28 protein-coding genes are annotated in these 25095 nt (G+C 64.8%); 8 read left to right on the plus strand and 20 right to left on the minus strand.

The features are described from left to right. Window positions 1-4 precede the first annotated feature (4 nt). The 3 genes from ACRECX_RS13740 to ACRECX_RS13750 all read right to left on the minus strand — a co-directional run bounded on the left by ACRECX_RS13740 (window position 5) and on the right by ACRECX_RS13750 (window position 2489). Complete coding sequence (locus ACRECX_RS13740; protein ID WP_431559407.1) at window positions 5-550, minus strand: hypothetical protein; 546 nt, start codon at window positions 548-550, stop codon at window positions 5-7. Window positions 551-662: 112 nt separating this feature from the next. Further along, window positions 663-1937, minus strand: coding sequence for a glutamine synthetase (locus ACRECX_RS13745; RefSeq protein ID WP_431559408.1), 1275 nt, complete (start codon window positions 1935-1937; stop codon window positions 663-665). Window positions 1938-2036: 99 nt separating this feature from the next. Next, complete coding sequence (locus tag ACRECX_RS13750; protein ID WP_431559409.1) at window positions 2037-2489, minus strand: phasin family protein; 453 nt, start codon at window positions 2487-2489, stop codon at window positions 2037-2039. Between the two features lie 225 nt (window positions 2490-2714). On the opposite strand from ACRECX_RS13750, the gene ACRECX_RS13755 reads away from it, so the two are divergent. Beyond that, complete coding sequence (locus tag ACRECX_RS13755; RefSeq protein ID WP_431559410.1) at window positions 2715-3164, plus strand: MEKHLA domain-containing protein; 450 nt, start codon at window positions 2715-2717, stop codon at window positions 3162-3164. Between the two features lie 3 nt (window positions 3165-3167). Here ACRECX_RS13755 and ACRECX_RS13760 read toward each other — a convergent pair whose 3' ends face one another. Further along, window positions 3168-3434: a hypothetical protein gene (locus tag ACRECX_RS13760; protein ID WP_431559411.1), complete on the minus strand. Its 267-nt coding sequence runs from the start codon at window positions 3432-3434 to the stop codon at window positions 3168-3170. A 424-nt stretch (window positions 3435-3858) separates the two neighbouring features. Here ACRECX_RS13760 and ACRECX_RS13765 point away from each other — a divergent pair, with 424 nt between their 5' ends. Further along, window positions 3859-4047: a hypothetical protein gene (locus tag ACRECX_RS13765; protein WP_431559412.1), complete on the plus strand. Its 189-nt coding sequence runs from the start codon at window positions 3859-3861 to the stop codon at window positions 4045-4047. Window positions 4048-4049: 2 nt separating this feature from the next. Here the strand turns inward: ACRECX_RS13765 and ACRECX_RS13770 are convergent, their stop codons facing one another. From ACRECX_RS13770 to ACRECX_RS13785, 4 genes are all read right to left on the minus strand, one after another. Continuing rightward, a complete protein-coding gene (locus ACRECX_RS13770) occupies window positions 4050-4430 on the minus strand; it encodes a response regulator (protein WP_431559413.1) in 381 nt (126 codons plus the stop codon). Window positions 4431-4557: 127 nt separating this feature from the next. Further along, complete coding sequence (locus ACRECX_RS13775; protein ID WP_431559414.1) at window positions 4558-5277, minus strand: outer membrane protein; 720 nt, start codon at window positions 5275-5277, stop codon at window positions 4558-4560. A 490-nt stretch (window positions 5278-5767) separates the two neighbouring features. Then, on the minus strand, window positions 5768-6229 hold the full coding sequence (locus ACRECX_RS13780; protein WP_431559415.1) for a hypothetical protein: 462 nt from the start codon (window positions 6227-6229) through the stop codon (window positions 5768-5770). Window positions 6230-6435: 206 nt separating this feature from the next. Continuing rightward, entirely contained in the window at window positions 6436-6732 is a 297-nt protein-coding gene (locus ACRECX_RS13785) for a hypothetical protein (protein WP_431559416.1), read from the minus strand. A 218-nt stretch (window positions 6733-6950) separates the two neighbouring features. On the opposite strand from ACRECX_RS13785, the gene ACRECX_RS13790 reads away from it, so the two are divergent. Next, window positions 6951-7127: a hypothetical protein gene (locus tag ACRECX_RS13790; protein WP_431559417.1), complete on the plus strand. Its 177-nt coding sequence runs from the start codon at window positions 6951-6953 to the stop codon at window positions 7125-7127. Between the two features lie 166 nt (window positions 7128-7293). Here ACRECX_RS13790 and ACRECX_RS13795 read toward each other — a convergent pair whose 3' ends face one another. The 9 genes from ACRECX_RS13795 to ACRECX_RS13835 all read right to left on the minus strand — a co-directional run bounded on the left by ACRECX_RS13795 (window position 7294) and on the right by ACRECX_RS13835 (window position 18966). Continuing rightward, window positions 7294-8268 (minus strand): HpcH/HpaI aldolase/citrate lyase family protein, encoded by a 975-nt coding sequence (locus ACRECX_RS13795; RefSeq protein WP_431559418.1) that lies wholly within the window; start codon window positions 8266-8268, stop codon window positions 7294-7296. A gap of 19 nt (window positions 8269-8287) precedes the next feature. After that, complete coding sequence (locus ACRECX_RS13800; protein WP_431559419.1) at window positions 8288-11053, minus strand: phosphoenolpyruvate carboxylase; 2766 nt, start codon at window positions 11051-11053, stop codon at window positions 8288-8290. Window positions 11054-11242: 189 nt separating this feature from the next. Beyond that, window positions 11243-12127: a succinate--CoA ligase subunit alpha gene (sucD, locus tag ACRECX_RS13805; protein ID WP_431559420.1), complete on the minus strand. Its 885-nt coding sequence runs from the start codon at window positions 12125-12127 to the stop codon at window positions 11243-11245. A gap of 20 nt (window positions 12128-12147) precedes the next feature. Further along, window positions 12148-13326: a malate--CoA ligase subunit beta gene (locus tag ACRECX_RS13810; protein ID WP_431559421.1), complete on the minus strand. Its 1179-nt coding sequence runs from the start codon at window positions 13324-13326 to the stop codon at window positions 12148-12150. 61 nt (window positions 13327-13387) lie between these two features. Further along, window positions 13388-14020, minus strand: a complete 633-nt coding sequence (fchA, locus tag ACRECX_RS13815; RefSeq protein WP_431559422.1) for a methenyltetrahydrofolate cyclohydrolase — start codon at window positions 14018-14020, stop codon at window positions 13388-13390. Further along, the gene (locus tag ACRECX_RS13820; protein ID WP_431559423.1) at window positions 14020-14877 is read right to left on the minus strand and encodes an NADP-dependent methylenetetrahydromethanopterin/methylenetetrahydrofolate dehydrogenase; all 858 of its coding nucleotides are present in this window, start codon (window positions 14875-14877) and stop codon (window positions 14020-14022) included. Before ACRECX_RS13820 ends, fchA begins: the two co-directional genes overlap by 1 nt. A 19-nt stretch (window positions 14878-14896) precedes the next feature. Continuing rightward, a complete protein-coding gene (locus ACRECX_RS13825; RefSeq protein ID WP_431559424.1) occupies window positions 14897-15838 on the minus strand; it encodes a D-2-hydroxyacid dehydrogenase in 942 nt (313 codons plus the stop codon). Window positions 15839-15907: 69 nt separating this feature from the next. Continuing rightward, entirely contained in the window at window positions 15908-17119 is a 1212-nt protein-coding gene (locus ACRECX_RS13830; RefSeq protein WP_431559425.1) for an aminotransferase class V-fold PLP-dependent enzyme, read from the minus strand. A 107-nt stretch (window positions 17120-17226) separates the two neighbouring features. Then, window positions 17227-18966, minus strand: a complete 1740-nt coding sequence (locus ACRECX_RS13835; RefSeq protein ID WP_431559426.1) for a formate--tetrahydrofolate ligase — start codon at window positions 18964-18966, stop codon at window positions 17227-17229. A 149-nt stretch (window positions 18967-19115) separates the two neighbouring features. Here ACRECX_RS13835 and ACRECX_RS13840 point away from each other — a divergent pair, with 149 nt between their 5' ends. The 4 genes from ACRECX_RS13840 to ACRECX_RS13855 all read left to right on the plus strand — a co-directional run bounded on the left by ACRECX_RS13840 (window position 19116) and on the right by ACRECX_RS13855 (window position 21745). Then, entirely contained in the window at window positions 19116-20384 is a 1269-nt protein-coding gene (locus ACRECX_RS13840) for a glycerate kinase type-2 family protein (protein ID WP_431559427.1), read from the plus strand. 62 nt (window positions 20385-20446) lie between these two features. After that, a complete protein-coding gene (locus ACRECX_RS13845; protein WP_431559428.1) occupies window positions 20447-20869 on the plus strand; it encodes a hypothetical protein in 423 nt (140 codons plus the stop codon). 92 nt (window positions 20870-20961) lie between these two features. Then, the gene (locus tag ACRECX_RS13850) at window positions 20962-21429 is read left to right on the plus strand and encodes an SRPBCC family protein (protein ID WP_431559429.1); all 468 of its coding nucleotides are present in this window, start codon (window positions 20962-20964) and stop codon (window positions 21427-21429) included. Next, on the plus strand, window positions 21398-21745 hold the full coding sequence (locus tag ACRECX_RS13855) for an ArsR/SmtB family transcription factor (protein ID WP_431559430.1): 348 nt from the start codon (window positions 21398-21400) through the stop codon (window positions 21743-21745). The genes ACRECX_RS13850 and ACRECX_RS13855 overlap by 32 nt, the downstream gene beginning before the upstream one ends. Before the next feature lie 46 nt (window positions 21746-21791). Here the strand turns inward: ACRECX_RS13855 and ACRECX_RS13860 are convergent, their stop codons facing one another. Continuing rightward, complete coding sequence (locus ACRECX_RS13860) at window positions 21792-22202, minus strand: hypothetical protein (protein WP_431559431.1); 411 nt, start codon at window positions 22200-22202, stop codon at window positions 21792-21794. Between the two features lie 338 nt (window positions 22203-22540). Here ACRECX_RS13860 and ACRECX_RS13865 point away from each other — a divergent pair, with 338 nt between their 5' ends. After that, window positions 22541-23710: a calcium-binding protein gene (locus ACRECX_RS13865; protein ID WP_431559432.1), complete on the plus strand. Its 1170-nt coding sequence runs from the start codon at window positions 22541-22543 to the stop codon at window positions 23708-23710. Between the two features lie 66 nt (window positions 23711-23776). On the opposite strand, the gene ACRECX_RS13870 is transcribed toward ACRECX_RS13865, so the two are convergent. Both ACRECX_RS13870 and ACRECX_RS13875 read right to left on the minus strand, forming a co-directional pair. Further along, entirely contained in the window at window positions 23777-24352 is a 576-nt protein-coding gene (locus tag ACRECX_RS13870) for a fasciclin domain-containing protein (protein WP_431559433.1), read from the minus strand. 185 nt (window positions 24353-24537) lie between these two features. Beyond that, window positions 24538-25095: anti-sigma factor (locus ACRECX_RS13875; protein ID WP_431559434.1), on the minus strand; the 558-nt coding region annotated here is incomplete at its 5' end.

The following is a 25095-nucleotide window of genomic DNA, read 5'->3' on the forward strand; positions in this document are numbered from 1 at the left end:
CACGCTATTCCGGGTTCAGCACCTTCACGTCGAACGGCTTCAGCTTATCGTTGGTCTTGAGGAAGTCGGTAACCTTGTTTGCATCGATGACTGTTGCCGAGGACCACAGTCCGGTGGCGCAGGTCGAGGCGTCGTAAGTCTCCGTGACCATCACGTAGGGACCCTGATCCTTGACCACCGGGCATGCACAAGCTGTCTTGCTTGGGTCGCTCTCGTTAACGACGCATGGGCTGTCGAGACAATTGGCCCATGGCCGGTCGTTGGCGCAGATTGCGTAGCTCTTGATGGGAAAATAGCGAGAGATGATTTGCTTGCCCTTGGCGGTGTCGGCCTCACCCTTGCACGGTTCTAGCCCGAGCGAATAGCCGGTCTTGACGGTGCAGTCGCAAGACACCGTCTCATCCTGTCCGACAATTGGCTGGCATTGTGCGGTCGTACACAACGCGTAGATGCCTTCGCAGACCGTATAATCGCTCTGACTCTCTCCGGTACAGCCGCTGAGCAGGGCGCCGAACGCAACGCACGCGAGGATGTAGATTGTGTTCCGCATGGCAGACCTCCAGTGCAGTTAGCCTAGCGCGGAGATCATCCTATGCCATCGCGCCGCGACGACACTGTTAGCGCGGGGTTATCCACTGTCTCCAACCTGACGTCGATCGGGCTTAGTAAACCTCGGCGTAGCGCGCGCAGAGCTCTTGCGGCGCAAGGTCCGCGACATAGGCCAGCTCCGAGCGCTTGTGCCGGACATAGGCCTCGAAGAACACCGGGCTGAACCAGTTCTTGACCGTGTCGCTCGCTTCCATGATTTGCAGCGCCTGGCCGAGCGAATGGGGTAGCGGCATGGCCGCATCGCCGGGTTTCGGCAGCGTCATCTTGCGCGCAATGCCGTCGGCGCCAGCGAAAATTAGCGCACCGAGCGCCATGTAAGGGCTTGCCGCCGCATCGCACACGCGGAACTCGAGATTGAAACGCAGCGCCCTCTCCTTCTCGTCGGGCGCGGCGAAGATGGGGCAGATGCGCAAGGCCGCTCCCCGGTCTTGCAGCTTTATGTCCGCCGCAGTCGGCGCCCAGCGGTTGGGCGTGAGCCTGAGATAGGACACCGGCGACGGCGCCGTGATGGCGGCGATGGCCGCCATGTGATGCAGGACGCCGGCGGCAAAGTGTGCTGCCGCCTCGCTCAAGCCGAACGGCCCCTTTGCCTTGTGGGTCGCCGGCGCGCCCGACTCCTCATGCAGGCTGAAATGGATGTGCACGCCGTTGCCGGAGCCGTCGGCCACGGGCATCGGCGAGAAAATCGCCCGGTGGCCGAGGCGGAACGCCACGCCGCGCGCCAACTCGCGCGCAGACACCGCCTGATCGGCGGCGCGGAGCGCGGTCTCCGGGGCGACGGTCATCTCGTATTGGCGCGGCCCATACTCGGCGAGGTACGAGTCCGGCTTGGCGCCGGAGGCGCGGATCGCCGCGGTCACCATCTCGCCGAACTGCCCCTGGCGGCGAAAGGCGCCCAGGCTATAGGCGTGGCCCGGCAGGTCCTCCACCCCGGTATAGACGAACTCCTGCTCGAAGGCGGCAAGCAGATGGAGCCCACTCGCCTCTTTAAGCGCCGCCATGGCGCGGCGCAGGAACTCGCGCACGCAACACTCCCAGGGCCTGCCGTCGAGTTCTCGGATGTCGCCGAGGATGAAGTGCTCCGCCGCCGAGCCGTCGCGGAAATCGACATGCAACTCGGCGGACGGGTCGGGCACGATCATGAGATCGCCCGCGGTGCCGAACGGCGTATCGAGGATCGGCCCGAAACAGGTCTGCATCAGGTTGGAATGGGTCCAGCCGATGCCCGACTTCCGGCGTGCCGGCAGTTCGCTCGCCGGGAAGCCCTTGCCGCGCACCACCCCTGCGATGTCGCAGGTCCCGACGAAAATCAACTCCTCGCGCAGCATGGCGTCCCTCGCGATCGACGTGGCGAGGGCCAGTTTAGGTCAACCCGAGAAAGAAGACGTTACCTCGCGAGGTAACCGCAGGGCCCCGGGTGGGGGGTGTCACATGCGGCGCATTTGTTCTCTGATCGGCTCGCTCGCGGTGGCGAGCAGCTTGGCGGACAACGACCTGAGCTCCTGGGCCTGGCTCTGGAAAACGCCAGCGTTGTCGTGCCAATAGTTCATGTGGAGCCGCATCATCTCCATAGGCGTCTTGGCGCCGACCAGATCTCGTGCCAGCTCGAGGCCGGAGTTCAAATTGGCCTGAGCGATGTCGACCAGCTTGCGGTTGACTGCGACGGCGACCGGCATGGCCGCCTTCAGCGATTTCTCCATGGTCGCCACCGCGGTCTGCGCCGTGTCCGCACGGGGATCGGGCAAACGCTCGTTCGGCTCGACTGCGTTCACGAGAACCGGGGCCGGCTCCTCCCGGATCGCCGCCTTGCTCTCTTGCACGGCGGCGATGCTCTTCTTTGGTGGTTTCTTCGACTGGGACTTCTTCGGACGAGTGGCCATGCATCTTCCCCGCGAATGTTGAGGGCCGCGCCTATTCCTTGATCACCGATGCCGCCAGATTGGGCGGATCGTGGCGATATAATACCGATCAAGCGGCCTTTTTGCGGCGGCCGAGACACCATCGCCGGCCCCGTTCACGGCTACCTTGCATGAGGCGTGCCGCACGGGAGGGCTCATTTCAGCTAGGAAGGTGAGACGCCGAGCCCCGCCCGTTGGTTCCCTGCTATGAGCCTCTCCATCGATCCTGCATTTTTCGACCTGCTCGCCGGCTCCTATCGTCGCCTGGTGGGCTCCGAGCCGCCGTTCCTTGCAGCCGGAGCCGACGCGCGCTGGCTCTATGAGGAGGCGCCCGCTTGCGTGCTCGCTCACGATACCGAACCTGACCCGCGCTTCATCTATGCCAATAAGGCGGCACAACATCTGTTTGGCTACCCCTGGCACGAGATCGTCGGCCTTCCCTCGCGGCTCTCGGCCGAGGCGCCGGAACAGGACGAGCGCCAGCGCCTACTCGATGCGGTCGCCCGGGATGGATTCGCCACCGGCTATTCCGGCGTGCGCATCGCCAAGTCAGGGCGCCGCTTCAGAATCGAAGACGGTGTCCTGTGGCAGCTAAAGGAGCGCGCCGGCGCGCTTCGCGGTGTCGCCGCGACCTTCGCCAAATGGCACGACTTGTGAGGTCTAGTGGCCCTTGCGGCGGTTCACTTCGGCTTGGCTGACTTCGCCCGACTTGACCAGCGCCTGCACGCACGCCTTGGACAGGCTGTTGCCGTTGCGGTCCATACACGCACGCAAGGCGGTGCTTTCGAGCCCATACTCTCCGCAATATTTCTTGTAGTCGGTCCGGCAGTTCTGCTGAACGATCTTGGCGTAGTCCGCATGCGCCGCGCCTGTGAAACACACAGCCGACAGCGAGGCGATGACAAGCCCCGCGACAATACTCTTCATCAGTCAATCCCCCTCGTAGCCCGGCACAAGACCCTATCAAACCGACCCTGCGGTTCAAGGCCGGGCCATGCCCATGACGCGGATTTCACAAAAGAATTTCCGCCTGTTGGCATCGCGCAACAGGGTGCGGGAAGGATGTGCAACCGGCTTTGCCACTATCCTGGCAAGCGGAAAGAAGCCCGGCGGATCGGGGCGCACCGGGCTTCTCGCCTGCAGGGCATCGGGCTTTGCTGGGAGGGCGATCCGTTGGATGGGCGCCGATGCCACGCGGTCCGAACGCCGGCCCAAGGGAGATGGTTCCCGCTCGATCCGCGCGATGGCGCTACTCGCAAAATTCATGGTCCTGCCCTGAAATCGCTGCAACACGCTGCTAGCGTCTCCGCACGCTGACGGGGCACTTCGAGATGCGGTACGGAGGCCACCCATGAATGATCAGAATCTGTCGCTGCGCGCAGCGCTTGCCCAAGATCGGCTGGAAGACTTCGTACGTCAGGCTGAGGCGTACGGCGTGGCGCTCGACCGCGGCTCCGAGTTCGAGCGGGGTCTTGCCCTCTTGACCGTGCAGCGTTGCCGTGGGCACCGGCGGAGCGACGCGCGTATGCCGGCGGAATAGCCCTACGTCCGCACGACGGCCGCCACCGCATCGGCGAGGCGATCGCGATAGACCGGCTTCGGCACTACCGGCGCGCCCGGCACCCGCTGATGAATGCGCTCAACCGTCGCCTCATCGTTGCATGCCGTGACGAACACCACCGAGGCGCCGCACACATCGCGCAGCCAACGCGCCGTCTCGATGCCTTCCCGGCCTCCGGCGAGACAAACGTCCACCAAGGCGATGTCAGGCTCGTCCTGCATGGCGAGCGCGCGCGCCTTCTGATCGCTCGGCGCGAGCGGGCAGACCTCGAATCCGAGATCGTGCATGGCGTGTTCGAGGTCGAGGGCGATCATGATTTCGTCCTCGACGATCAGAGCGCGACGGCATTTTGTTCGACTCATGGTTCAATGCCTTTCCCTGCAATACTCCTGATGGCCTAACGCGCCAGATCGCATTTTGTGCCGGGGGATTTTGCGATGCTTGCCAAAGTGTAACCGAAGGGCCACGCATGGCGCGCGCGAAGGGTGTTTACCGCCCGAACCGCACATTGACCCCGGCGCGAACGACGCTTGAGCTGTCGTCGATATCGACGAAGGCGACTGGCAGGAAGGCGAATTGCGGCGTGAGGCGAATACGCTCCGTGCCGAAGTCGTAATAGGCGTACTCGACGAAGGCTGAGAAGCGCTCGCTGAACGCGTACTCGCCGCCGCCGCCGATCGTCCAGCCGTCCCGCGTGTCCTCGGCGCGATAGGCCGTACCGATCATGGTCGTCGACGCCTGATAGTCGACGCGCTCCCACGCGGCGCCCCCTTCGACATAAAGGAGGACGCGGTCGAATGCGTAGCCGAGGCGCCCGGCGAGCGAGGCGAGCGCCTCGATCTCGCTGTGATAGAACACCCCTGTCTCGAGCCGGCTCGCATGGGTGCCGCTCGCCTCAGTCCAGCCATAGGCACCGGCGACACCGAGTACGACGCCTGACGCCGCCTCGTAGTCGCAGCCCGCTTGCACGCCGCCGATGAATCCGTCCACTGCATGGCCGCCGAGCGATTGGCCCTCGAAGGCGCCGCCAGGCGTGCGCGGGATCCATTTGTCGCTGTCACCCCACGTCCCGCCGGCATGTCCGCCGGCATAGCAGCCGGTCCAGCCGAAGCCTGGCGCTGCGCTTGAGACCGGCGCGCCGAGATCGCCGGCGAGCGCAAGATTCGCCAGTGCCGTCAGCATCGCACCCAAGAGAACTTGATTCCGCATCGCTTTGCCCCCCTCGCATTAAGGCGACATAGCCCGCCTGAGCGTAGCACGGCCCAAGGCTCAACACCCGTGCCCGAAACCCAATTGCCGTTGGGCACCGACTCCATAGCCGCTGGCTATTGGGAATCCGGCCAGCCGCCGCCCATCTGACCGTTGTTCGATCGGCCATATGGCCAACCGGTTGGACTTCGGATCAACCGGCCAGACCCTGAACGCTAAAGGAGATACCCATGAAGAAGATCATCGTCGCCGTTGCTCTCGTGCTGTCGTCCGCCGCTTTCGTCGCGCCTGTGGCCGCCGAGACCTTCCCGAACGTCTATATGACCCGCTAATGCGGGCCGACGATGGCCATCCCCCGGCCATCGCCCCTCTCCCTCCTCCTTGGGCACCCGCGCTTTGCAACGCGGGTGCCTTTCTCTTTGGAGCGGATGAAGAGGAAGGGGCCGCTCGGATAAGCGGCCCCTGCCAGTTCACAGCCCGGAGGGCCCTGTTACTCCTGGGAGGTCTCAGAGTCCGGCTGCGGCTGCTCGCCGGCGGACGCACCGGATGACTCCTCGTCAGCCGGGATGTCGGATGCACCAGCGCCGCTATCGGTGCCGATCACCGCGCCGGACTCAGGAGGCGCGGAGCTCCGCTCCTTCGCACCGCCCGACTCGTCGGCCGAGCCGTCATCCGGCACCTTGGCCTCCTTGGCGGCATCGGGAGTGACGTTGGATGTGGTCGGCGGCTGGCCGTCCTCATCCGCTTCCATGGCCGCCTGCGGCTGGCCCGCCTCGGACTCCTCGTCCTCGGACTTCATCTCGGGATCGCTCGGCAAGAGCGACGAATCGTCCGACTGCGACGCCTCAGGCAGCGTGCCGGACTGGTCCGATTCATAAGCGTCCTCGGCCGCGAGAGCCGGCCCGACGCTGAGCAGCAATGCAACTGCCGTGGTTGTGAGCAATTTGTTCATTTGCATTCTCCTACTTGGGTCCGTTGGGGCCGGCATTTGCCGGCCCTTCATGTCGTTTCGCCCCACCTGGTAAGAAAACGCGTGGGCGCGCGCGCCGTTCCGGGGTGCGACATCGCCGACAAGGCTCCCTGTCGAATGGCTTCGGCGCGCAAAAGGAAGGGGCCGCTCGGATGAACGGCCCCTGCCAATAACCAGCCGGGAGATGACTACTCCTGGGAGGACTCGGATTCCTCCTCCGGCTGCTCGCCGGCTGCCGGCTCCTCGGCCTCGTCCGCCGGGATGTCCGCCGAGCCGGCGTCCTCAGCCGCGGCCAGCGGCTCCTCAGGCGCGGACTCATCCTCGGGCTTCAGCTCGGGATCGCTCGGCAGCACCGAGGATTCGTCCGATTGCGACGCCTCAGGCACCGCGCCGGACTCGTCCGGGGCATCGTAGTCCTCGGCCGCCAAAGCGGGTCCGGCGGCGAGAAACAGTGCGACTGCTGTCGTGGTCAGGAACTTGTGCATTTGCATTTCTCCTACTGTGGGTCCATGGACCGGCATCTGCCGGCCTACACTTCGGTCCGCCCCAACGTGCAGTAGAACGCGCAGGCCCCCGGGCTCGTTCCGTGCAAGGACGCCGCAGTCGACCCGACTCGCTGCGCCGTCAAAAAGCCGGGATTTAGTTCCGGCTTTCGCCCCCTTTCCATGGGAATGAAGCGCTCTAAGACGGGGGTGTTGCGCTGATGTCGCTATTGTCTCTGTTGTCCGGCGCGGTTCTGGTCGCTCTGGTCTATGGACTGAGCTTCCTGCCGACTGCGACCTTGGACCGGTCCGACGACATTGAACTGGTCGACACCGAAAACCTCGCGGTGGACGAGGACGGCGCCGAGACGCGCGCGGGCCCTGACGGCGCGGCCTAAGCGGAGGCGTTGGGTTCAATTCTGCAAAGCGAAATGGCCGGGACAAACCCGGCCGCTCAACTCGTCATCCTGAGGTGCGAGCGAAGCGAGCCTCGAAAAATGACTCGTACGTCGGCCCTTCGAGGCTCGGCGCTACGCGCCGAGCGCCTCAGGGTGACGTCTCGTTCTAAGCCTTGCTGACTTGCTTGGCCTTGTTGAGCAGCGCCTGCGCCTGGCGGATCGAGGCGATGTCGATAAGGCGGCCGTCCAAGGACACCGCGCCCTTGCCTTCCTTCGCCGCCTGCTCCATGGCCTCGACGATGCGCTGCGCTTTTTTCACCTCAGCCTCCGACGGCGTGAACACCTGGTTGGCAAGATCGACCTGCGAGGGGTGGATCGCCCACTTGCCCTCAAAGCCCAGCACGGCGGCGCGCTTCGCCGCGGCGAGATAGCCATCCGGATCGGAGTAGTCGCCGAACGGCCCGTCGATTGGACGCAAGCCATAGGCGCGGCACGCGACCATCATGCGCGACAGCGCGTAGTGCCACGGATCGCCCCAGTGATATTTGCGCTTGCCGTCGTCGTTCTTGTCGGTGAGCACGCCGTAGTCGGGGTGCGGGCCACCGATGCCGACAGTGCGCGCGCGGGTCGACGCCGCATAGTCGGCGACGCCGAAGCTCATCGCCTCGACCCGCTTCGAGCTCTGCGCGATACGCTCCACATTGGCCATGCCGAGGGCGGTCTCAATGAGCAGCTCGAAGCCTATTCTCTTCTCGCGCTTCTTGTACTGCTCGATCTGCGTCACCAGCATGTCGATGGCGTAGACGTCCTCCGGAACACCAGTTTTGGGGATCAGGATCATATCGAGGCGCGGGCAGTTCTCTACCACGTCGACCACGTCGCGGTAGGCGTAGTGGGTGTCGAGACCGTTGATTCGGATCATCATGGTCTTGGCGCCCCAGTCGATCTCGTTGAGGCCCTGGATGATGTTCTTGCGCGCCTGCTCCTTGTCGTCCGGCGCCACGGCATCCTCGAGATCGAGGAAGATGACGTCGGCGCCGCCTTTCGCCGCCTTCTCGAACAGCGACGGGTTGGAGCCCGGCACGGCGAGCTCGGAGCGGTGGAGGCGCGGGGTCGCCTGCTGGATCAGGGTGAAGCTCATGTGACTATCCCTCCTTGAATTAACCTGTGGCGCCGAGACCGGCGGCAACAGTGTTGATGGAAAGCAGCAATGCGGATTTGAACTTTTCGCGGGTGGCCTCGTCCTCGGCCGCCCGGAAGCGGCGCAGGAGATCGACCTGTTCGCGGTTGACCTCGTTGATGGTGGGAAGCCTCACGGCAAGCGAGGCCGAAAATTGCGGGAAACGCGCCGCGGGCGACGCGCTGCCGGACACTTTCAGCACCATCCGGGCGGTGAGCGCAAGCTCCTTCTCGATCATGGCGAAGACCGCCTCCCGGACCCGCTCGTCTGGCACTAAGCTCGCGTAATCCCTGGCAATGTCGAGGTCGACCACGGCTAGGATCTTCTCCACCTCGTCGATGACGAGCCGGAACAGCCGGGACTCCTGGAACATGCGGGCAAGGAGCCTTTCGCCGGCGTCCCCGCGAACCTGAAGGAAGCTCTCGAGCGCCGTGCCCACGCCGTACCAGCCGGTGACAAAGTGCCGGTTCTGCGCCCAAGCGAACACCCACGGGATGGCGCGGAGGTCCTTCAGCGAGCTTGCCCCGAAGCGGCGCGCAGGCCGGGAGCCGATATTGAGGAGCGAGATTTCCTCGAGCGGGCTCGCCGCCTGGAAGTAGGCGACAAGGTCCCGGTGGCCGACGAGCCCGGTATAGGCCGCGCGCGAGGCGCCGGCGAGCGCCTCCATGGCGTCGTCGAACTCGCGGCTTGGTTGAAGCGCCGTCTCGCGCTCCGACTTCAAGGCGTGCTCCAGCACGCTCGAAGCAAGCAGCTCCATCTGATAGAGCGCCGTGCCCTTGTTGGCGTATTTGTAGGACACCACCTCGCCCTGCTCGGTGACGCGGAAGCGGCCGCGGATCGAACCGGCGGGCTGCGCGGCGATGGCGCGCCCTGTCGGCGCGCCGCCGCGTGACACGGAACCACCGCGGCCGTGGAAAAAGGCGATCGCCGTACCCACCTCCTCGCCAACGTGGGTGAGCTGGACTTGTGCCTTGGCCAGCTCCCAGTTCGAGGCGACGAACCCGCCGTCTTTGTTGGAGTCGGAATAGCCGATCATCACCTCCTGCAAGCCGCCCTGCCAGTGGGTGGAGCGGCGGATCAGCGGGATAGCGAGCGCTTCGCGCATGATGGCGGGCGCGGCGCGTAAGTCGGCGATGGTCTCGAACAGCGGCACGATAGGCATCGCGCAGATCTCGGTGCCCGTGGCGTCGAGGAACAGTCCGCCCTCCTTGGCGAGGAGATAGGCGCCGAGAATGTCGTCCACCGAGCGGGTCATGGACAGGATGAAGGTGCCGAACGCCTCGCGGTCGAGCCCGCGCCTGATCTCGGCGGCCTGGGCGAACATGGCGATGAGATCGCGCGCTTCCGCCGGCAATTCCCCTGTCACGCGCTCGGACGTGAGCGGCCGCGCCAGCTCATGCAGCAGCCAGGTGCGCCATTCGCGGCTGCCAAGCTCCGGCGGATTGCCTTCGCCGTGTCCGGCGCTCGCCCACCACAGCGCCTGAAGCGCCTCGGTAGTGCGCGTGGTGTTCTCGCGCAGATCGAGCCGCACGGTGGAGAAGCGGAACAGCTCTACCGCGCGGCGCACGGGGCGCACGAGGTCTGCGGCAAGCGACGGGCTGTTGGCTCCTTCCAGCGCCCGCTCCACCAGCTTCAAGTCCTGGATCAGCTCGTCGGCATTGGTGTAATGCGGCGCACCGAGGGATAACTCCTCCCCTTGGGAGCGCCGCGCTGTCGCGTCGAGCTTGCGCAGCACACAGGTGAGGAACTGGCGGTACGGCTCGCCCGGATTGCGCGCGGCGATCGACTCCGCCTCGCCGCTGATTTTCAGCGCGAGCACGAGCTCAGCGCGAAAGCCGGGCGGCACGGGGAGCGCCCGCTCTGTAATGGAGAGTGAGCGCGCCAGCTGCACGATGCGCTCCCGGTAGTGGCGCAGCGCGGCGAGTGCGTTGTGGCGCAAAGCCCAGCCCGTGACCGCGGTGGTGACGTGGGGATTGCCGTCGCGGTCGCCGCCGATCCACGACCCGAACTGGAAGAACGGCGGCAGCTCGAACCGCTCCTGCGGATAGTATTGCGCCAGCGCGCCGTCTAGCAGCGCCATCATCTCCGGCGCCTTCTCGAACAAGGTCTCATCGAAAAAGTGGAGACCGCGCAGCACCTCGTGCTCCACCGTGGGCTTTTCGAGGTGGAGCTCGCCGGTCATCCACACAAGCTCGATCTGGTCGCGGATGTCGTCGAGTAAAGTCTGCCGCTCACGCTCCGTCCACCGCGCCCCTTCGAGGTCGCGTAGCAGGAGGTAGATCCGGCGGTACTTCTCGAGCACCGTGACCCGCTTCGACTCGGTCGGGTGGGCGGTGATCACCGGGCGGATGCGCAAGGAGGACAACAGCGCCTCGATCTCGCGCGGCGCGATACCCTCCTCCGCCGCCTCTGCAAGCACATGATCGAAGGTGCCGCGCAAGGCCGCCCGCCCGCGCGTGCGCTCGATATGCCTCCGTCTTCGCATGGCGGCGTTCTGCTCGGCAATAGAGAGAAGTTGGAACCAGATGCCTTGCGCCTGAAGCGCGCGGGCCATCAGCTCCGGCGTGAAATCGGAAATGTTGGCGCCGCCGGCGAATACGCGCTCGATCTCGGGCTGATGGCGGCGGACAACCTCCATGAGGAGGTCGAACAGGATGTCGGCCGCGTCCTTGGCCGAGGTTCCGCCGATCAGCGGAGCCGCGCCGGCGTCGGTCTCGGAAGAGGACTGTTTCGACTCCCTGTTCATGGCAACGCCGGCACCCCGGCCGAACCGGCCGGTTTTCGTTTCGATTGGCCAGGCTTACCCCTCTCGCCCGGGCTACCAAGTCCCTGCGCAAGTCGGGCGAAGCGGGAGGCCAAGCGCTCCCCACTCCGACCATCTATTAACCCGGGAACAGGCCGCCCGGTCTCACGTCACTGAGACGCGGCGCCTACCTTAAGCCCCGAGCACGCGCGCCATGGTTGAGCCAAACTCGCTCGGATTGGGCGCAACGGTGAGCCCGCAAGAGCGCATGATCTCGGCCTTCTCGGCGGCGCTGTCGCCGGCGGCCGAGATGATGGCGCCGGCATGGCCCATGCGCCGACCCTTGGGCGCGGTGAGCCCGGCGACGAAGCCGACGACCGGCTTCGACATGTTGTCCTTGATCCAGGCCGAGGCCTCGGCCTCCTGCGGGCCGCCGATCTCGCCGATCATCAGCACGGCCACCGTCTCCGGATCCTCCTCGAACAGCGCGAGGTGGTCGAGGAACGAGGAGCCGTTGATGGGGTCGCCGCCGATGCCGACCGAGGTCGAGATGCCGATGCCGTTGGCCTTCATCTGCGAGGCGGCCTCGTAGCCGAGGGTGCCCGAGCGCGAGATCACGCCGACATTGCCTTGCAGGTAGATGTGACCCGGCATGATGCCGAGCATGGCCTTGCCGGGGCTGATGATGCCGGCGCAATTCGGCCCCACCATCATCGGCCGACGGTCCCTGGGATAGCGCATGAGGTAGCGCTTCACGCGCATCATGTCCTGGGCCGGGATGCCGTCGGTGATCGAGCAGATCAGCCTGATGCCGGCGTCGGCCGCCTCCATGATGGCGTCGGCGCAGAAGGCCGGTGCCACGAAGGTGATGGACGTCGTCGCCCCGGTCTCCTTCACAGCCTCTTTCATGGTGTTGAACAGCGGCCGGTCGAGATGCTTGCCGCCACCCTTGCCGGGCGTCACGCCGCCGACGACGTTGGTGCCGTAGGCGATCATCTCCTTGGCGTGGAACGTGCCCTTGTCACCGGTCATGCCCTGCACGAGCACCGGCGTGGTTTCGTCGATCAGAATGCTCATTACGTTTCTCTCCGATGACTCTAGGCCGCGCGCAGCTTGCCCTGGCACGCCGCCACCGCCTTCTCGGCCGCCTCGGCCAGAGTGTCGGCGGTGATCAGCTTTAGCCCGCTTTCGGCCAAAATCTTCCGGCCCTCCTCTACGTTGGTGCCAGCGAGGCGCACGACGAGCGGCACCTTGACGTCCACCGTTTCGCACGCCTGGACCACGCCCTTTGCCACCCAGTCGCAGCGGTTGATGCCGGCGAAGATGTTCACCAGCACGGCTTTGACGTTTGCGTCGGACAGGACGAGCTTCAGCGCCGTGGCAATACGCTCCGGCGAGGCGCCGCCGCCCACGTCGAGGAAGTTGGCCGGCGTGCCGCCCGCGTGCTTGATCATGTCCATGGTCGCCATGGCAAGCCCTGCGCCGTTGACGATGCAGCCGATCTCGCCCTCGAGGCCGATATAGTTGAGGTTGTGCTCGGCGGCCTGCGCCTCGCGCGGATCCTGCTGCGAGGGATCGTGCATGTCGGCGACGTTGTGGCGGCGGAACAGCGCGTTGTCGTCGAACGACATCTTGGCGTCGAGCGCGAGCACCCGGTCGTCCTTGGCCACCACGAGCGGATTGATCTCGAGCATGGTGGCGTCGCAATCGCGGAACGCGCGATAGGCGTTCATGATCGTCGACACCGCGCTTTGCGCCTGCTTGATGCTCAAGCCGAGCTGGAACGCAAGCTCGCGCGCCTGGAACGCCTGCAATCCGACGGCAGGCTCGACCACCACCTGAAGGATGGCTTCGGGCTCGGTCCTGGCAATCTCCTCGATCTCCATGCCGCCGCGCTGCGAAGCGATCACCCGGATGCGCTCCGCTTTGCGATCGAGCACATAGCCGAGATAAAGCTCGCGGTCGAACGGCTCGGCCACCTCGATATAGATGCGCTGCACCGGCTTGCCCTCCGGCCCGGTCTGGATTGTCACCAGACGCTTGCCGAGCAAGCTCTGCGCCGCGTCACGCACCTCGTGATAGGTCTTGCAGATCTTGATGCCGCCGGCCTTGCCGCGGGCGCCAGCATGGACCTGGGCCTTCACCGCCCAGCTCCAGCCGCCAAGCTCGGTCGCGGCGTATACCGCTTGATCGGGGCTGAAGGCCACGGCGCCTTTCGGCACCGGCACACCGAAGCTGCCCAGAAGCTCTTTCGCTTGATACTCGTGAACGTCCACGTCGTTCCTCCCTTCGTAAGTCTCTTCGGCGGGCCTTATCAGAGCGCACGCCGGAAAAGCGTCAGCTCACCTTGCCCTTGACGATGCCGTAGGCCTTCTCGGTCGCCGCCTCCGCGCCGGCAAGAAGTCCATCCAATTCCTTGAGCTTAGCGTCAACGAAGCTCTTGTCGGCAATCATCTTCGTATTGATGAAAACGTTCAAGGCGGCGCTTCGCAGTGCAGCATAAGCCGCCAGCACGCCGACCCCGGCGTCGGAAATTACGTTGAGGTTGCCCTTCTCCGAGGCCCGGAGCGCGAGATCGATGACCTCGCGTGCCAGCCGGCAGCAGCGGACCGGCACCTCGGTCGCCTCTTTGAGCGCGACTTGGATAGCCTGATCGCGCTTGGCTTTGTCCGCGTCGGTCTCCTTCGGCATGCCGTAGGCGCCCATCACCGTGTCGAACGCCTTCACGTCGTCCTGGATCATGCCGGTCAGCCGGTGGCGCAAATCCTCCGCTTTGGCCAGCACCTCCTTCATCTCCGCCTCGACGTCGGCATATTTCTTTTTGCCGATGGTGAGGTTGCACACCATGCTCACCAGCGCCGCGCCCATGGCGCCGACGATGGCGGCGGCGCTGCCGCCCCCCGGGGTCGCCTGGTTCGAGGCGAGCGCATCGAGGAACGTCTCGATGGCGGTGTTCTTGATCTCGGCCATCAAGCCATCTCTCTCGCCAGCGCGTAGATCTCCTCGGCGTCCAGCACACCGTCAGAGCTCTCGAACAACTGCTTGATGCAGCCGCGATGCAGTTTCAGCTTCAGCCCGCCGATGCCGAGCGCGCCGAAGGCAACCTTGCCGTCGTAGCTCTTGCCCTTGTCGGTGGCCTCGATGCCTTCAAGGCCAAGCGGCGGCTGGGCGTTCACGTCGGCCACGAGTTCGACGTTGAGATTATCCTTCCAGGCAGCCTCGGGCAGGAGCTGCACGCCGATGGCCCCGGCGGCGAAGATGATGTTGGCCCCCTGGATGGCGGCCGCGCGCGACTCGTCGTCAAACGCCGCGACCCCCCGCACCTTGGCGCCGAACCGGGTTTCGATGGCCTTGGCCGCGGCGTCGGCACGCTCCTTGGTGCGTGAGGTGAGGGTGACTTCGGCGCCCTCCTCCGCGAGGAACGCCGCTGCGCGCATGCCGACCGGGCCGGTACCGGCAAGTACCACGGCCTTCTTGCCCTTGAGCTTGTGACCCTTGGCGAGCAGCGCGACACCCGCGGCAGCGGTCGTGTTGGAGCCGTTGCTATCGAGCATGCAGGAAACTCGGAACGGGCCGAAGAACTTCTTCTGGACGGCCTCGAATAGCGCCTCACCCTTCTCCATGTTGCTTCCACCAACGAAAATCGCCGTGTTCTGCTTCTCCTTGCCGCCGCGCGTGAAGATGGTGCCGTCTACCAGACCGCCCACATTGTCCGGCTCCACGTTGGCGTAGCCGTGGACGTCGTCAGCGCCGCCGTCATAGCCGACGACCACATCGAATACGCTCGTCATCGGATCGGTGTCGAACAGGAACAGCAGCTTCTTCATTCGTTTGCCCCCCGGTATTTCACTCGACGACGTTCTGCGGCTTGCCCGCCACGAACGCCTCGATGTTGTCGATGAGTTGATCAGCGAGGATCTGCATGGCCTCGCGGCTCGCCCACGCCACATGCGGCGTGACGATGAGATTCGGCAGCCTGAGATCGAGGAGAATGTTGCCTTCCTTCGGCGGCTCCTTGGTGAGCACGTCGAAGCCCGCGCCGGCGATGGTGCCGGCTTGCAGCGCCTCGGCCAGCGCCGCCTCGTCGACCAGGCCGCCGCGTGCGGTGTTGATGAGGATCGCCGTGGGCTTCATCATTTTGAACTGCTTGGCGCCGATCATGTTCTTGGTCTCGGGCGTCAGCGGCACGTGCAGCGTGATGACGTCGCTCTCTTTCAGGATGGTCTCGAAGTCGACCAGTCCCGGCTGCGGCACCACGTCGAACGGCAGGATCTTCATGCCGAGACATTCCGCCCGCTTGGCTACCGCCTTGCCGATGGCGCCGTAGCCGACGACCCCCATGGTCGAGCCGGCGATGTCGCGGATCGGGTGGTCGAAGAAGCAGAATTGATCGACCTTGCCCCAGCGGCCGGCGCGCACGTCCTCGACATAGGCCATCAAGTTGCGGCGGAGCGCGAACATCAGCGCGATGACATGCTCCGGCACCGTGTTGAAGGCATAGTTGCGGATATTGACGACGGTGATGCCGTGCTCCTTGCAGTAGGCCTTGTCGACCACGTCTGTACCGGTCGCCGCCACGGCGATCAGCTTGAGCTTCGGCAACTGCTTCAGCACGTCGGCGCGCATCGGCACCTTGTTGATGATGGCGATGCTCGCGTCCTTGAGGCGATCGACGATCTCCTCGGGTGTCCAGGTGGACTCGTGCTCCGTATAGGTGTGCGGGAATCCGGGCCTGCGCACATTGGCGCCAACCGACTCTCGATCGAGGAAGACGATCGCGTGCTCCACTGAACCTCCCCTACCTCACATCGTGGGGGCACCCCACGCCACAGACCAAACCTTCCCAGATGCGGCCGGCTACTCGGCCGCGAGACGGCGTTCGCCCAAGCCTTGTGCGCCGCGAAAGTATTCTTGCGCGGCGGCAATGCCCGCCCCTGGCTCAACTTCGATACCGACGTCGCGCATGGACATCTCCGCCCCGGCGATGGCACCGAGCAGCATCAACTCGTTGAGATCGCCGAGATGGCCGATGCGGAACAGCTTGCCGGCCACCTGCGACAGCCCGGCGCCGAGCGCCAGGTTGTACCGCCGGTAGGCGCGATCGATGACGTCGGCGCCGTTGAAACCTTCCGGTACCATGATGGCGCTCACCGTGTCGGAGTGCCACTTGGGATCCTTGGCGCACAGCTTGAGCCCCCACGCCTCGACCGCAGCGCGCGTGCCGGAGGCGAGATAGCGGTGCCGCGCGAATACGTTGTCGAGGCCTTCCTCAAACAGCACGTTCAGTGCCTCGCGCAGGCCATAGAGCAAGGGCAGCGCCGGCGTGTACGGGAAGTAGCCGCTCGGGTTGGTGCGGGCGTGGTCGGCAAAATCGAAATAGGCCTTGGTACACGTGGCGTTCTTGGTTTCCGCCATGGCCTTCTGGCTGACGCAGGCGATGCCGAGGCCTGCCGGCAGCATCAAGCCCTTCTGCGAGCCGGTGATGGCAAGGTCGACGCCCCACTCGTCCATGCGGAAATCGATGCTCGCGATCGAGCTCACCCCGTCGACATAGAGGAGTGCGGGGTGCTTGGCGGCGTCAATGGCGCGGCGCACCGCGGCAACGTCGGAGGTAACGCCGGTGGCGGTCTCGTTATGGACCACCATGACGCCCTTGATCTCGTGGTTCTTGTCGGCACGGAGCGCCTCTTCGATGCGCTCAGGGGACGCGCCCGTACCCCACTCCTCCTCCTGGACGATGACGTCGAGGCCGTGCCGGCGGGCAAGTTCGATCCACAGATGGCTGAACTGGCCGAAGCGCGCGGCGAGCATCTTGTCGCCGGGCGAGCGTGTATTCGTAAGCGAAGCTTCCCAGGCGCCAGTGCCGCTCGCTGGAAAGATGAACACCTGGCCGTCCTTGGTCTGGAAAACCTTCTTCAAGTCCTCATAGAGGGGCAAGGTTAGCTTGGGGAAGTCCGGGGAGCGGTGATCCTCCATGGGGGCGTGCATGGCACGCAGGATTCGCTCAGGGATATTGGTCGGCCCTGGCACAAACAGAAAGTTACGGCCCGGCCGTCTGGCTCCAGCCATCGTTTCCTCTCCTAGAATCTCGGGCTAGCTGGTCCTTGCCGGACCTATGCCTCGCGCGCGGGAAGGTGGTAGCGTTAGGTCGCGCGCGTGGCAACCCTTTTGCACAACTAGAACAAACCGCTAATGCGGCCATCCGCCGCAAGCTCGATACTGTTGGCGGCCGGTACCCGCGGGAGACCCGGCATGGTCATGATATCCCCGCAGATCACCACCACGAACTCGGCCCCGGCCGACAGCCGGACCTCGCGGACCGGGATGGTGTGGCCGAGCGGCACGCCCTTGGCGTCCGGGTTGGTGGTGAAGCTGTACTGCGTCTTGGCCACGCAGATCGGGAAATGGCCGAAGCCCTGCTTCTCCAGCTCGGCGAACTTGTCGCGCACGGCCTTGTCGGCGGTGATGTCCTCGGCGCCATAGATCTCTTGCGCGATGGTGCGGGTCTTGTCCCACAGAGACATGTTGTCAGGATAGAGCGGCTGGAAGTCGGACGGCTTGCTGTCGATGGTGCGAACCACGGTCTCAGCCAGTTCGACCGCGCCCTCGCCGCCAAGCGCCCAATGGTCGGCCATGACGCATTCGGCTCCCGCGGTCTGGGTCAGGCGCTTCAACAGCGTGACCTCGCCGTCGGTGTCGCTGGAGAAGCGGTTGATCGAGACCACCACCGGCACATGGTACTTGCGGATATTCTCGATATGCCGTTCGAGATTGGCGAAGCCCTTCTCCAGCGCTTCGAGATTCTCCTTCTTGAGCTCGTCCTTGGCCACCCCGCCATGCATCTTGAGGGCGCGGATGGTCGCCACCAGCACCACGCAGTCCGGCTTGAGCCCAGCTTTCCGGCACTTGATGTCGAAGAACTTCTCCGCGCCGAGATCGGCGCCGAAGCCGGCCTCGGTCACCACGTAGTCGGCGAGCTTCAGCGCCGCCTTGGTGGCGATCACCGAGTTGCAGCCATGCGCGATGTTGGCGAACGGCCCGCCATGGATGAAAGCGGGGTTGTTCTCCAAGGTCTGCACCAGGTTGGGTGCCAGCGCATCCTTGAGCAGCGCCGCCATGGAGCCAGCCGCCGATAGTTCCTTCGCCGTGACCGCCTTCTTGTCGCGCGTCTGGCCGATCTGGATTTGCCCGAGCCGCCGCTGGAGGTCGGCCAAGTCGGACGCCAGGCAGAAGATCGCCATCACCTCGGAGGCGACGGTGATGTCGAAGCCGGCTTCGCGCGGGAAGCCGTTGGCGGCGCCGCCGAGCGAGGTGACGATGGAGCGGAGCGCCCGGTCGTTCATGTCCACGGCGCGGCGCCACGTGACGCGCCGGCTGTCGATGTCGAGCAGGTTGCCCCAGTAAATGTGGTTGTCGATCATCGCCGCGAGCAGGTTGTTGGCGGCGCCGATCGCGTGAAAATCGCCGGTAAAGTGGAGGTTGATGTCCTCCATGGGCACGACCTGCGCATAGCCGCCGCCGGCAGCCCCGCCCTTGACCCCGAAGCACGGCCCGAGCGACGGCTCGCGGATGCAGATCATGGCCTTCTTGCCGATGACGCTGAGCGCATCGCCGAGACCCACGGTCGTGGTGGTCTTGCCTTCGCCGGCCGGCGTGGGGGTGATGGCGGTGACGAGGATCAGCTTGCCGTCGGGCTTCCCCTTCAGCGAGTCGATAAAGTCGAGCGAGACCTTCGCCTTGTAATGGCCGTAAGGGATCAGGTCCTCCGGCGGGATGCCGAGCTTGTCGCGCGCCACCTCGACGATCGGCCGCATGTCGGCGGCCTGGCTGATTTCGATGTCGGATTTCGGCTTCTTGTGTTGTTCGCTTGAACCTTTGCCCGGCTTTTCGGCTCCGTCACGCGACTGACCTGACATTACGCATTCGCCCCCAATTCGTTGGCCCAGCGGACATCTGCGGCATTCCTGCAACAAGAATGGGCACCGTATTCATTCACTTGCCTTCTGGCAATCGTCTGTGCAGGGTCATCGCCGCTCATAAAGAAGGGGGAGGGTACAGCCGGAAAATGACGCCTGCCGAGCTTTTGAAAGCCATGTTCAAGGCGGCCGTGGACGCGGCGCTGCCGCAGCTCTGCGTGCCGGCGCATCTGCCACGGCGGCCCAAGGGCCGCACCGTCATCATCGGCGCCGGCAAGGCGTCCGGCGCCATGGCCAAGGCGCTCGAGGACGCCTGGGACGGCCCCCTCGAGGGGCTGGTGGTCACCCGCTACGGCTACCGCGTGCCCACGACACGCCTCGAAGTGGTCGAAGCCGCCCATCCCGTGCCTGACGCCGCCGGCCGGGATGCGGCGAAGCGCATCCTCAAGATGGTGCAAGGCCTCTCCGCGGACGATCTCGTGCTTTGCCTCATCTCGGGCGGCGGCTCTGCCCTGCTCGCCGCGCCCGCCAAGGGCATCACCCTCGAAGACAAGCAGGCGGTGAACAAGGCGCTGCTCAAGTCCGGCGCCACCATCACTGAGATGAACACCGTCAGGAAGCACCTCTCGGCCATCAAGGGCGGGCGGCTTGCCAAGGCCGCCTACCCGGCGCATGTCGTGGCGCTGATGATCTCCGACGTGCCGGGCGACGATCCGTCGATCATAGCCTCGGGCCCGACGGTGCCCGACCCATCCACCAACGCCGACGCGCTCGCCATCATCGACAAATATCAGATCAAGGTGCCGGACAGCGTACTCAACTGCCTCCGCACAAATGAGGAGACGCCGAAGCCAGGCGACCCCTGTTTCGCCAAGGTCGAGAACGTCATGATTGCCACGCCGCAGGCCTCGCTGGAAGCCGCCGCCGCGGTGGCGCGCAAAGCAGGGGTCACGCCGGTGATCCTCGGCGACTCGATCGAAGGCGAGGCGCGCGATGTGGCGCTGGTCCATGCCGGCATCGCCCGGCAATGCGCCATGCGTGGCCAGCCGCAGGAGCCGCCCTGCGTGCTGATCTCCGGCGGCGAGACCACCATCACCCTGAAGGGCAAGGGCAAAGGCGGCCGCAACACCGAGTTCCTGCTTGCGCTCGCCATCGCGCTAGCCGGCATGCCCGGCATCTATGCCCTCGCCGGCGATACCGACGGCATCGACGGCTCGGAGGACAATGCCGGCGCGCTGGTCTTTCCCGACACGCTCGCCCGGGCGGAAACGGCAGGCCTGAACGCCAAGGCCATGCTCGCCGACAACGACCCCTACACCTTCTTCAAGAAGATCGGCGATCTCCTGGAGACCGGCCCCACGCTCACCAACGTCAACGACTTCCGCGCGATTTTGATCGAGAACCGGCTTTCGGACTAAAACTAGGAGAGGCGCGCTTAGCTCAAGGAACTGTCAACTCATCGACTGACGGAGGAACTCCCATGGACACGAGATTCTGGATTTCAGGCATCGTGATCTCGGTGCTGGCGTTCGCCTTCGGCTTCCTCGTGCACGGTGTCCTCTTGGGAGGCGACTATGCGCCGCTCGCCGGCACCGTCTTTCGGACGCCCGAGGACGCACACCGCTACTTCCCCTACATGGTAGTCGCCCACCTCCTGTTCGGCTTCGCCTTCACCTGGATCTACCGCCAGGGCAAGACGCCGGGCGCCTCCACCCTCGGCCAGGGCGTGCGGTTCGGGCTTGCGGTGATCGCGCTCATGACCATACCGATGTATCTCATCTACTACGCGGTGCAGCCGATTCCGGGCGCGCTTGCCGCGAAGCAGATCGTGTTCGATGGCATCGCGGTCGTGCTCATGGGCATTGTCGCTGCCTATCTGAACCGCGCGCCCGGCGAGGTCTGAACACTCTCTCGGCCCTCCTCTAAGATACGCAACAAAATGGTTGCACATCGCGGTGGCATGGTCTAGGACATACGCAACCAGGAGGTTGCGTAATGACCACGGACCGCATCGAGAAGGAAATCGAGATCAAGGCCCCCGTCTCCCGCGTGTGGAAGGCGCTCACCGACTACAAGGAGTTCGGCACGTGGTTCCGTGTCAACCTCGAGGGGCCGTTCGTGCCCGGCGAGACCGCGCGGGGGAACATCACCTATCCGGGCTACGAGCATTTGGTCATGCAGGTCGTCGTGAAGAAGATCGAGCCCGAGCGGTATTTCTCCTTCACCTGGCACCCTTTCGCCGTCGACCCCGAGTACAACTATTCAGACGAAGAGCCGACGCTCGTCGAATTCACGCTGACGGAGACGGAGACAGGAACGCATGTACGCGTCGTCGAGTCGGGCTTCGACAAGATCCCGGCGCACCGCCGCGCCGAGGCGTTCCGCGGGAACGAAGGCGGCTGGGCCGAGCAGGTCCGCAACATCAGAGATCATGTCGAAAAGGCATCGCAACCGGCCGCGTGACGCCAAGGTTCACGCCTCGATCTTTGCTGCGCTGGGCGATCCCACCCGGCTCGCCATGCTCGCCAAGCTGGCGGACGGCGCGCCGCAGTCGATCTCCCGTCTTGCCGAAGGCACGCATCTCACGCGTCAAGCGGTGACCAAGCACCTTCGCGTGCTGGAGAACGCCGGCGTCGTCCGCTCGACCAGGGTCGGGCGCGAAAGTCAATTCGCGCTCGACCCGAAGCCGCTCGGCGACATCCGCGCCTATCTCGACACCGTCTCGCGCCAATGGGACGATGCCTTGGCGCGGCTGAAATCGTTTGCCGAGAATCGCTAGGCTTCGCCATCGTGACGGCAACGGCCGGAACCTGGCGAACGTGCCGTTAGATGGCGAGCTCGGCGTGCCTGTGTTCTTGCTCGCTCTCGCCCTGCTTGCCGGCCGGTAATTGCAGCACAGTCGCGCGCTGACCTTCGCACAGCGCCGTCAGCATCACGATCTGTCCATCGGGAAACTCCAGCGCATCATGATGGGCGTTCGGCTGGTCCATGTTGATTTGCCGGAACCGGGCCAGCCTGTGCCCGGCATGGCGTCTCGGGCGAAACGTCCAGCTTGCGTCGGACTGCACGTCCCGATCGAAGGCAAGCTCGGTGCCCGGACGCAGACACACCGCCACGTTCGGGTTCTCGACCGACGCGAAGCCGCGCGTGCAGGAATTTGCAAACCGCGTCGATATCAGCGTCTCGCCAGCCTTGGCCGGGCGGGACGCGACGAGATGAAGGCTGTAGTCACACATGAGAGCTCCTCCCAATCCTGGCAGTGCCCCGGTCTGGTCCGCATCGGATCAGATCAAAGTGGCAATCTGATAGCGTAAGCCGCTTCCCGGTTGCGCCAAAACGGCCGAAAGACCCCCCTGCACTACCTGTGAGCGCACAACCGTTGAGTCGAACTCGAATCGATTTTGCGCGGGCAGGTTAGGCGCACCTCAACCGGTCTCATGACACCTATGACGCTGCCTTAGCCCGCAAGGCCGTTCCGGCGGCTGCGCACTGCACCACGACCCTTAAGTCTGCCCTCGGCCCATCGGCCGCGCGACCGGCAGGCGCAACCCGCTTTGCCGCAAGGAGGCATCTCATGGCAGTCATAGACGCCGACATCACCGAAACAGTTAATCCCGGCTTCATCTACAGCGTCGACGACGAGCAGGTTACCATCAACGCCGGCATCCTGGTTGAATCGCAACAGAACGACGGTGTGTCCAGCAACCAGAACGGCAGCATCTTCATCAACAACGGCAACGTCTTTTCGGGTAATACCGGGGTCGACTTCACCGGCGCGAATCAGCTGATCACCAACAATGCCACCGGCAGCATCGTCGCCAGCGACGTCGGGATGTCGATCGAAAGCGCCGGCGTGACCATCATCAACCATGGCACCATCCATGGCTCCAACGAATTCGGCGTCGACTTCAAACCCGCCACCGAGGACTTCACGCTGAGCAATACCGGCAGCATCTACGGGCGCGACATCGGTGTCCTTATGGGCTCCGACTTGGACGGCGGCGTTATTTCCAACTCCGGCCTGATCCGCTCCGACACGTTCGGCATCGGCATCAACCATAATGGCGGCGACGTGACGCTCATCACCAATACCGGGGGAACCATCAAGGGCACCGACGCGGCGATCTTCATCCTAGAGGGCAGGCTCTCTCTCAAGAATACCGGCACCATCGTCGGCGACATCGAGAGCGACGACACGACCGGCAACGTCAATGATAGCATCGTCAACAGCGGCAAGATCCTCGGCCAGGTGCTGCTCGGCGCCGGCAATGACGTATTCAACGGCAAGTCAGGCAAATTCCCGGTCGTGGTGTTCGGCGAGGAGGGCAACGACACGTTGATCGGCGGTCGCGGCAAGGACCAGCTCGATGGCGGCGCCGACAACGACCTAATCCGCGGCGGCCGCGGCAAGGATCTCCTCACTGGCGGCAACGATTCAGACCTGTTCGACTTCAACACAATCAAGGACAGTCTGAAGGGCGGCAAGCGCGACAAGATCCTCGACTTCACCCGCGGCGAGGACGACATCGATCTCAAGGGCATCGATGCCAAGACGGGCGTCTCCGGCAATCAGAAGTTCAACTTCATCGGCAAGCAGGACTTCAGCGAGAAGAAGGGCGAGCTGCGCTACGAGGACAAGGGCTCGAAAGTCATCGTTCAGGGCGACGTCAACGGCGACGGCAAGGCCGACTTCGAGATTTACGTCGCGGTCGGCAGCCTCGGCAAAGGCGACTTCCTGCTTTAGGCAACAAGAAGCCCGCCGCGGGGCGAGCGCGGCGGGCCTTGGCTGAACCGAGCCGGTGGGGAGGGCTTAGCTCGGCAGCAGCACGGTGTCGATGACGTGGATCACGCCGTTCGACTGCATCACGTTCTTGATGGTGATCTTGGCGGTGTTGCCTTTGGCGTCCCACACCCAGATGGCGCCGTCCTTTTCCTGGATGGTCAGCTGTTCGCCTTCCACGGTCTTGAGCGAGGCCTTGCCGCCGCCCTTCTTGGTCATGGCCATGAGCTCTTGCGCGGACAGGCGTCCGGGCACGACGTGATAGGTAAGGACCTGGGTGAGCTGGCCCTTGTTCTCGGGCTTGAGCAAGGTGTCGACCGTGCCGGCCGGCAGCTTGGCGAACGCGTCGTTGGTCGGCGCGAACACGGTGAACGGGCCCTTGCCCTGGAGCGTGTCGACGAGGCCGGCGGCCTTGACCGCGGCGACGAGGGTGGTGTGGTCCTTCGAGTTGACGGCGTTCTGGATGATGTTCTTTGACGGGAACATCGGGGCGCCGCCCACTTCGACCGTCATCTCCTCCTTGGCAAAGGTGGGGATGGCGGTGAAAGAAGCGATGGCAAGACCGGCAGCAGCGGCGCCGGCGAGTGCGAACTTGGCGAACTTCATTTGATCCTCCTGTTTGATCAGTTGTCCCTTTGGGGGTACAGCGCGAGCTACGGAGGGCGCGCGCGGGTGGATGCAGTGGCGCGTGTGCTCAGCGATGACGTATCCGTGATTGTTCGGACCGCGCGAATACGGGTCACCTCCCCCCTCGAGGGGGAGGTGAAAGAGAGACTCACCGTTGTTGGGTGCTAAAGTGCGGCGAGCTTGCCGTTGGCGATGACCGGCCCCGTGGGCTGACCAGTCGGCGAGCCGCCCGGCGGCTCGAGCGAAACGGCGAGGATCGCGTCGTGCCCCACCTTGGGAAGCAACGCTTCGGGCACGGTGATGGTGACCGGCTTGCCGGGATCGATCAGCCCCAGCGAATGTGGTTTCTCGCCGGGCGGGATGAGCCAAAGCTCCATGGATTTCTGCTCCGCCCCGAGCAGTGAGGCCGGCACGATGGTCAAGCTGCCGCCGCCAAGATTGACCGCGGCGACGAACCCTGCCTGCCCGCCCTCGGCGTCGAGGCGCGCGAAGAGCGGCGCCGGTGGTAGAACCGTACCGACATAGATGAGCGCGGCGATGCAGGCTGCGGCGAGCGTGGCCGAGGCAAGCGCCAGGCCGCGCCACAGGGGCAGATTGTTCCAGATGCCACGCCGGGCTGTTGCGCTGCGGGTGTCGCTTGCGACTGCCGCCTCGATGCGCGTCCACCCGTCCTTGGGCGGCGCGACCGGCGACACCGCGTCGGCCAGCGGCCCGAGCCGCGC

Origin of the sequence: Methyloceanibacter sp. (assembly GCF_050726195.1) — a bacterium.
Taxonomy (GTDB): Bacteria; Pseudomonadota; Alphaproteobacteria; order Rhizobiales; family Methyloligellaceae; genus Methyloceanibacter.

Coding starts and splice junctions, on each gene's coding strand:
- ACRECX_RS13770 (WP_431559413.1), bottom strand. CDS start 4,430: ATGAGTCGAACAAAATGCCGTCGCGCTCTGATCGTCGAGGACGAAATC.
- ACRECX_RS13835 (WP_431559426.1), bottom strand. CDS start 18,966: ATGTCAGGTCAGTCGCGTGACGGAGCCGAAAAGCCGGGCAAAGGTTCA.
- ACRECX_RS13760 (WP_431559411.1), bottom strand. CDS start 3,434: ATGAAGAGTATTGTCGCGGGGCTTGTCATCGCCTCGCTGTCGGCTGTG.
- ACRECX_RS13830 (WP_431559425.1), bottom strand. CDS start 17,119: ATGGCTGGAGCCAGACGGCCGGGCCGTAACTTTCTGTTTGTGCCAGGG.
- ACRECX_RS13740 (WP_431559407.1), bottom strand. CDS start 550: ATGCGGAACACAATCTACATCCTCGCGTGCGTTGCGTTCGGCGCCCTG.
- sucD (WP_431559420.1), bottom strand. CDS start 12,127: ATGAGCATTCTGATCGACGAAACCACGCCGGTGCTCGTGCAGGGCATG.
- ACRECX_RS13850 (WP_431559429.1), top strand. CDS start 20,962: ATGACCACGGACCGCATCGAGAAGGAAATCGAGATCAAGGCCCCCGTC.
- ACRECX_RS13755 (WP_431559410.1), top strand. CDS start 2,715: ATGAGCCTCTCCATCGATCCTGCATTTTTCGACCTGCTCGCCGGCTCC.
- ACRECX_RS13750 (WP_431559409.1), bottom strand. CDS start 2,489: ATGGCCACTCGTCCGAAGAAGTCCCAGTCGAAGAAACCACCAAAGAAG.
- ACRECX_RS13845 (WP_431559428.1), top strand. CDS start 20,447: ATGGACACGAGATTCTGGATTTCAGGCATCGTGATCTCGGTGCTGGCG.
- ACRECX_RS13840 (WP_431559427.1), top strand. CDS start 19,116: ATGACGCCTGCCGAGCTTTTGAAAGCCATGTTCAAGGCGGCCGTGGAC.
- ACRECX_RS13860 (WP_431559431.1), bottom strand. CDS start 22,202: ATGTGTGACTACAGCCTTCATCTCGTCGCGTCCCGCCCGGCCAAGGCT.
- ACRECX_RS13790 (WP_431559417.1), top strand. CDS start 6,951: ATGTCGCTATTGTCTCTGTTGTCCGGCGCGGTTCTGGTCGCTCTGGTC.
- ACRECX_RS13745 (WP_431559408.1), bottom strand. CDS start 1,937: ATGCTGCGCGAGGAGTTGATTTTCGTCGGGACCTGCGACATCGCAGGG.
- ACRECX_RS13795 (WP_431559418.1), bottom strand. CDS start 8,268: ATGAGCTTCACCCTGATCCAGCAGGCGACCCCGCGCCTCCACCGCTCC.
- ACRECX_RS13865 (WP_431559432.1), top strand. CDS start 22,541: ATGGCAGTCATAGACGCCGACATCACCGAAACAGTTAATCCCGGCTTC.
- ACRECX_RS13820 (WP_431559423.1), bottom strand. CDS start 14,877: ATGAAGAAGCTGCTGTTCCTGTTCGACACCGATCCGATGACGAGCGTA.
- ACRECX_RS13765 (WP_431559412.1), top strand. CDS start 3,859: ATGAATGATCAGAATCTGTCGCTGCGCGCAGCGCTTGCCCAAGATCGG.
- ACRECX_RS13775 (WP_431559414.1), bottom strand. CDS start 5,277: ATGCGGAATCAAGTTCTCTTGGGTGCGATGCTGACGGCACTGGCGAAT.
- ACRECX_RS13785 (WP_431559416.1), bottom strand. CDS start 6,732: ATGCACAAGTTCCTGACCACGACAGCAGTCGCACTGTTTCTCGCCGCC.
- ACRECX_RS13780 (WP_431559415.1), bottom strand. CDS start 6,229: ATGAACAAATTGCTCACAACCACGGCAGTTGCATTGCTGCTCAGCGTC.
- ACRECX_RS13800 (WP_431559419.1), bottom strand. CDS start 11,053: ATGAACAGGGAGTCGAAACAGTCCTCTTCCGAGACCGACGCCGGCGCG.
- ACRECX_RS13855 (WP_431559430.1), top strand. CDS start 21,398: ATGTCGAAAAGGCATCGCAACCGGCCGCGTGACGCCAAGGTTCACGCC.
- ACRECX_RS13870 (WP_431559433.1), bottom strand. CDS start 24,352: ATGAAGTTCGCCAAGTTCGCACTCGCCGGCGCCGCTGCTGCCGGTCTT.
- fchA (WP_431559422.1), bottom strand. CDS start 14,020: ATGGCCGAGATCAAGAACACCGCCATCGAGACGTTCCTCGATGCGCTC.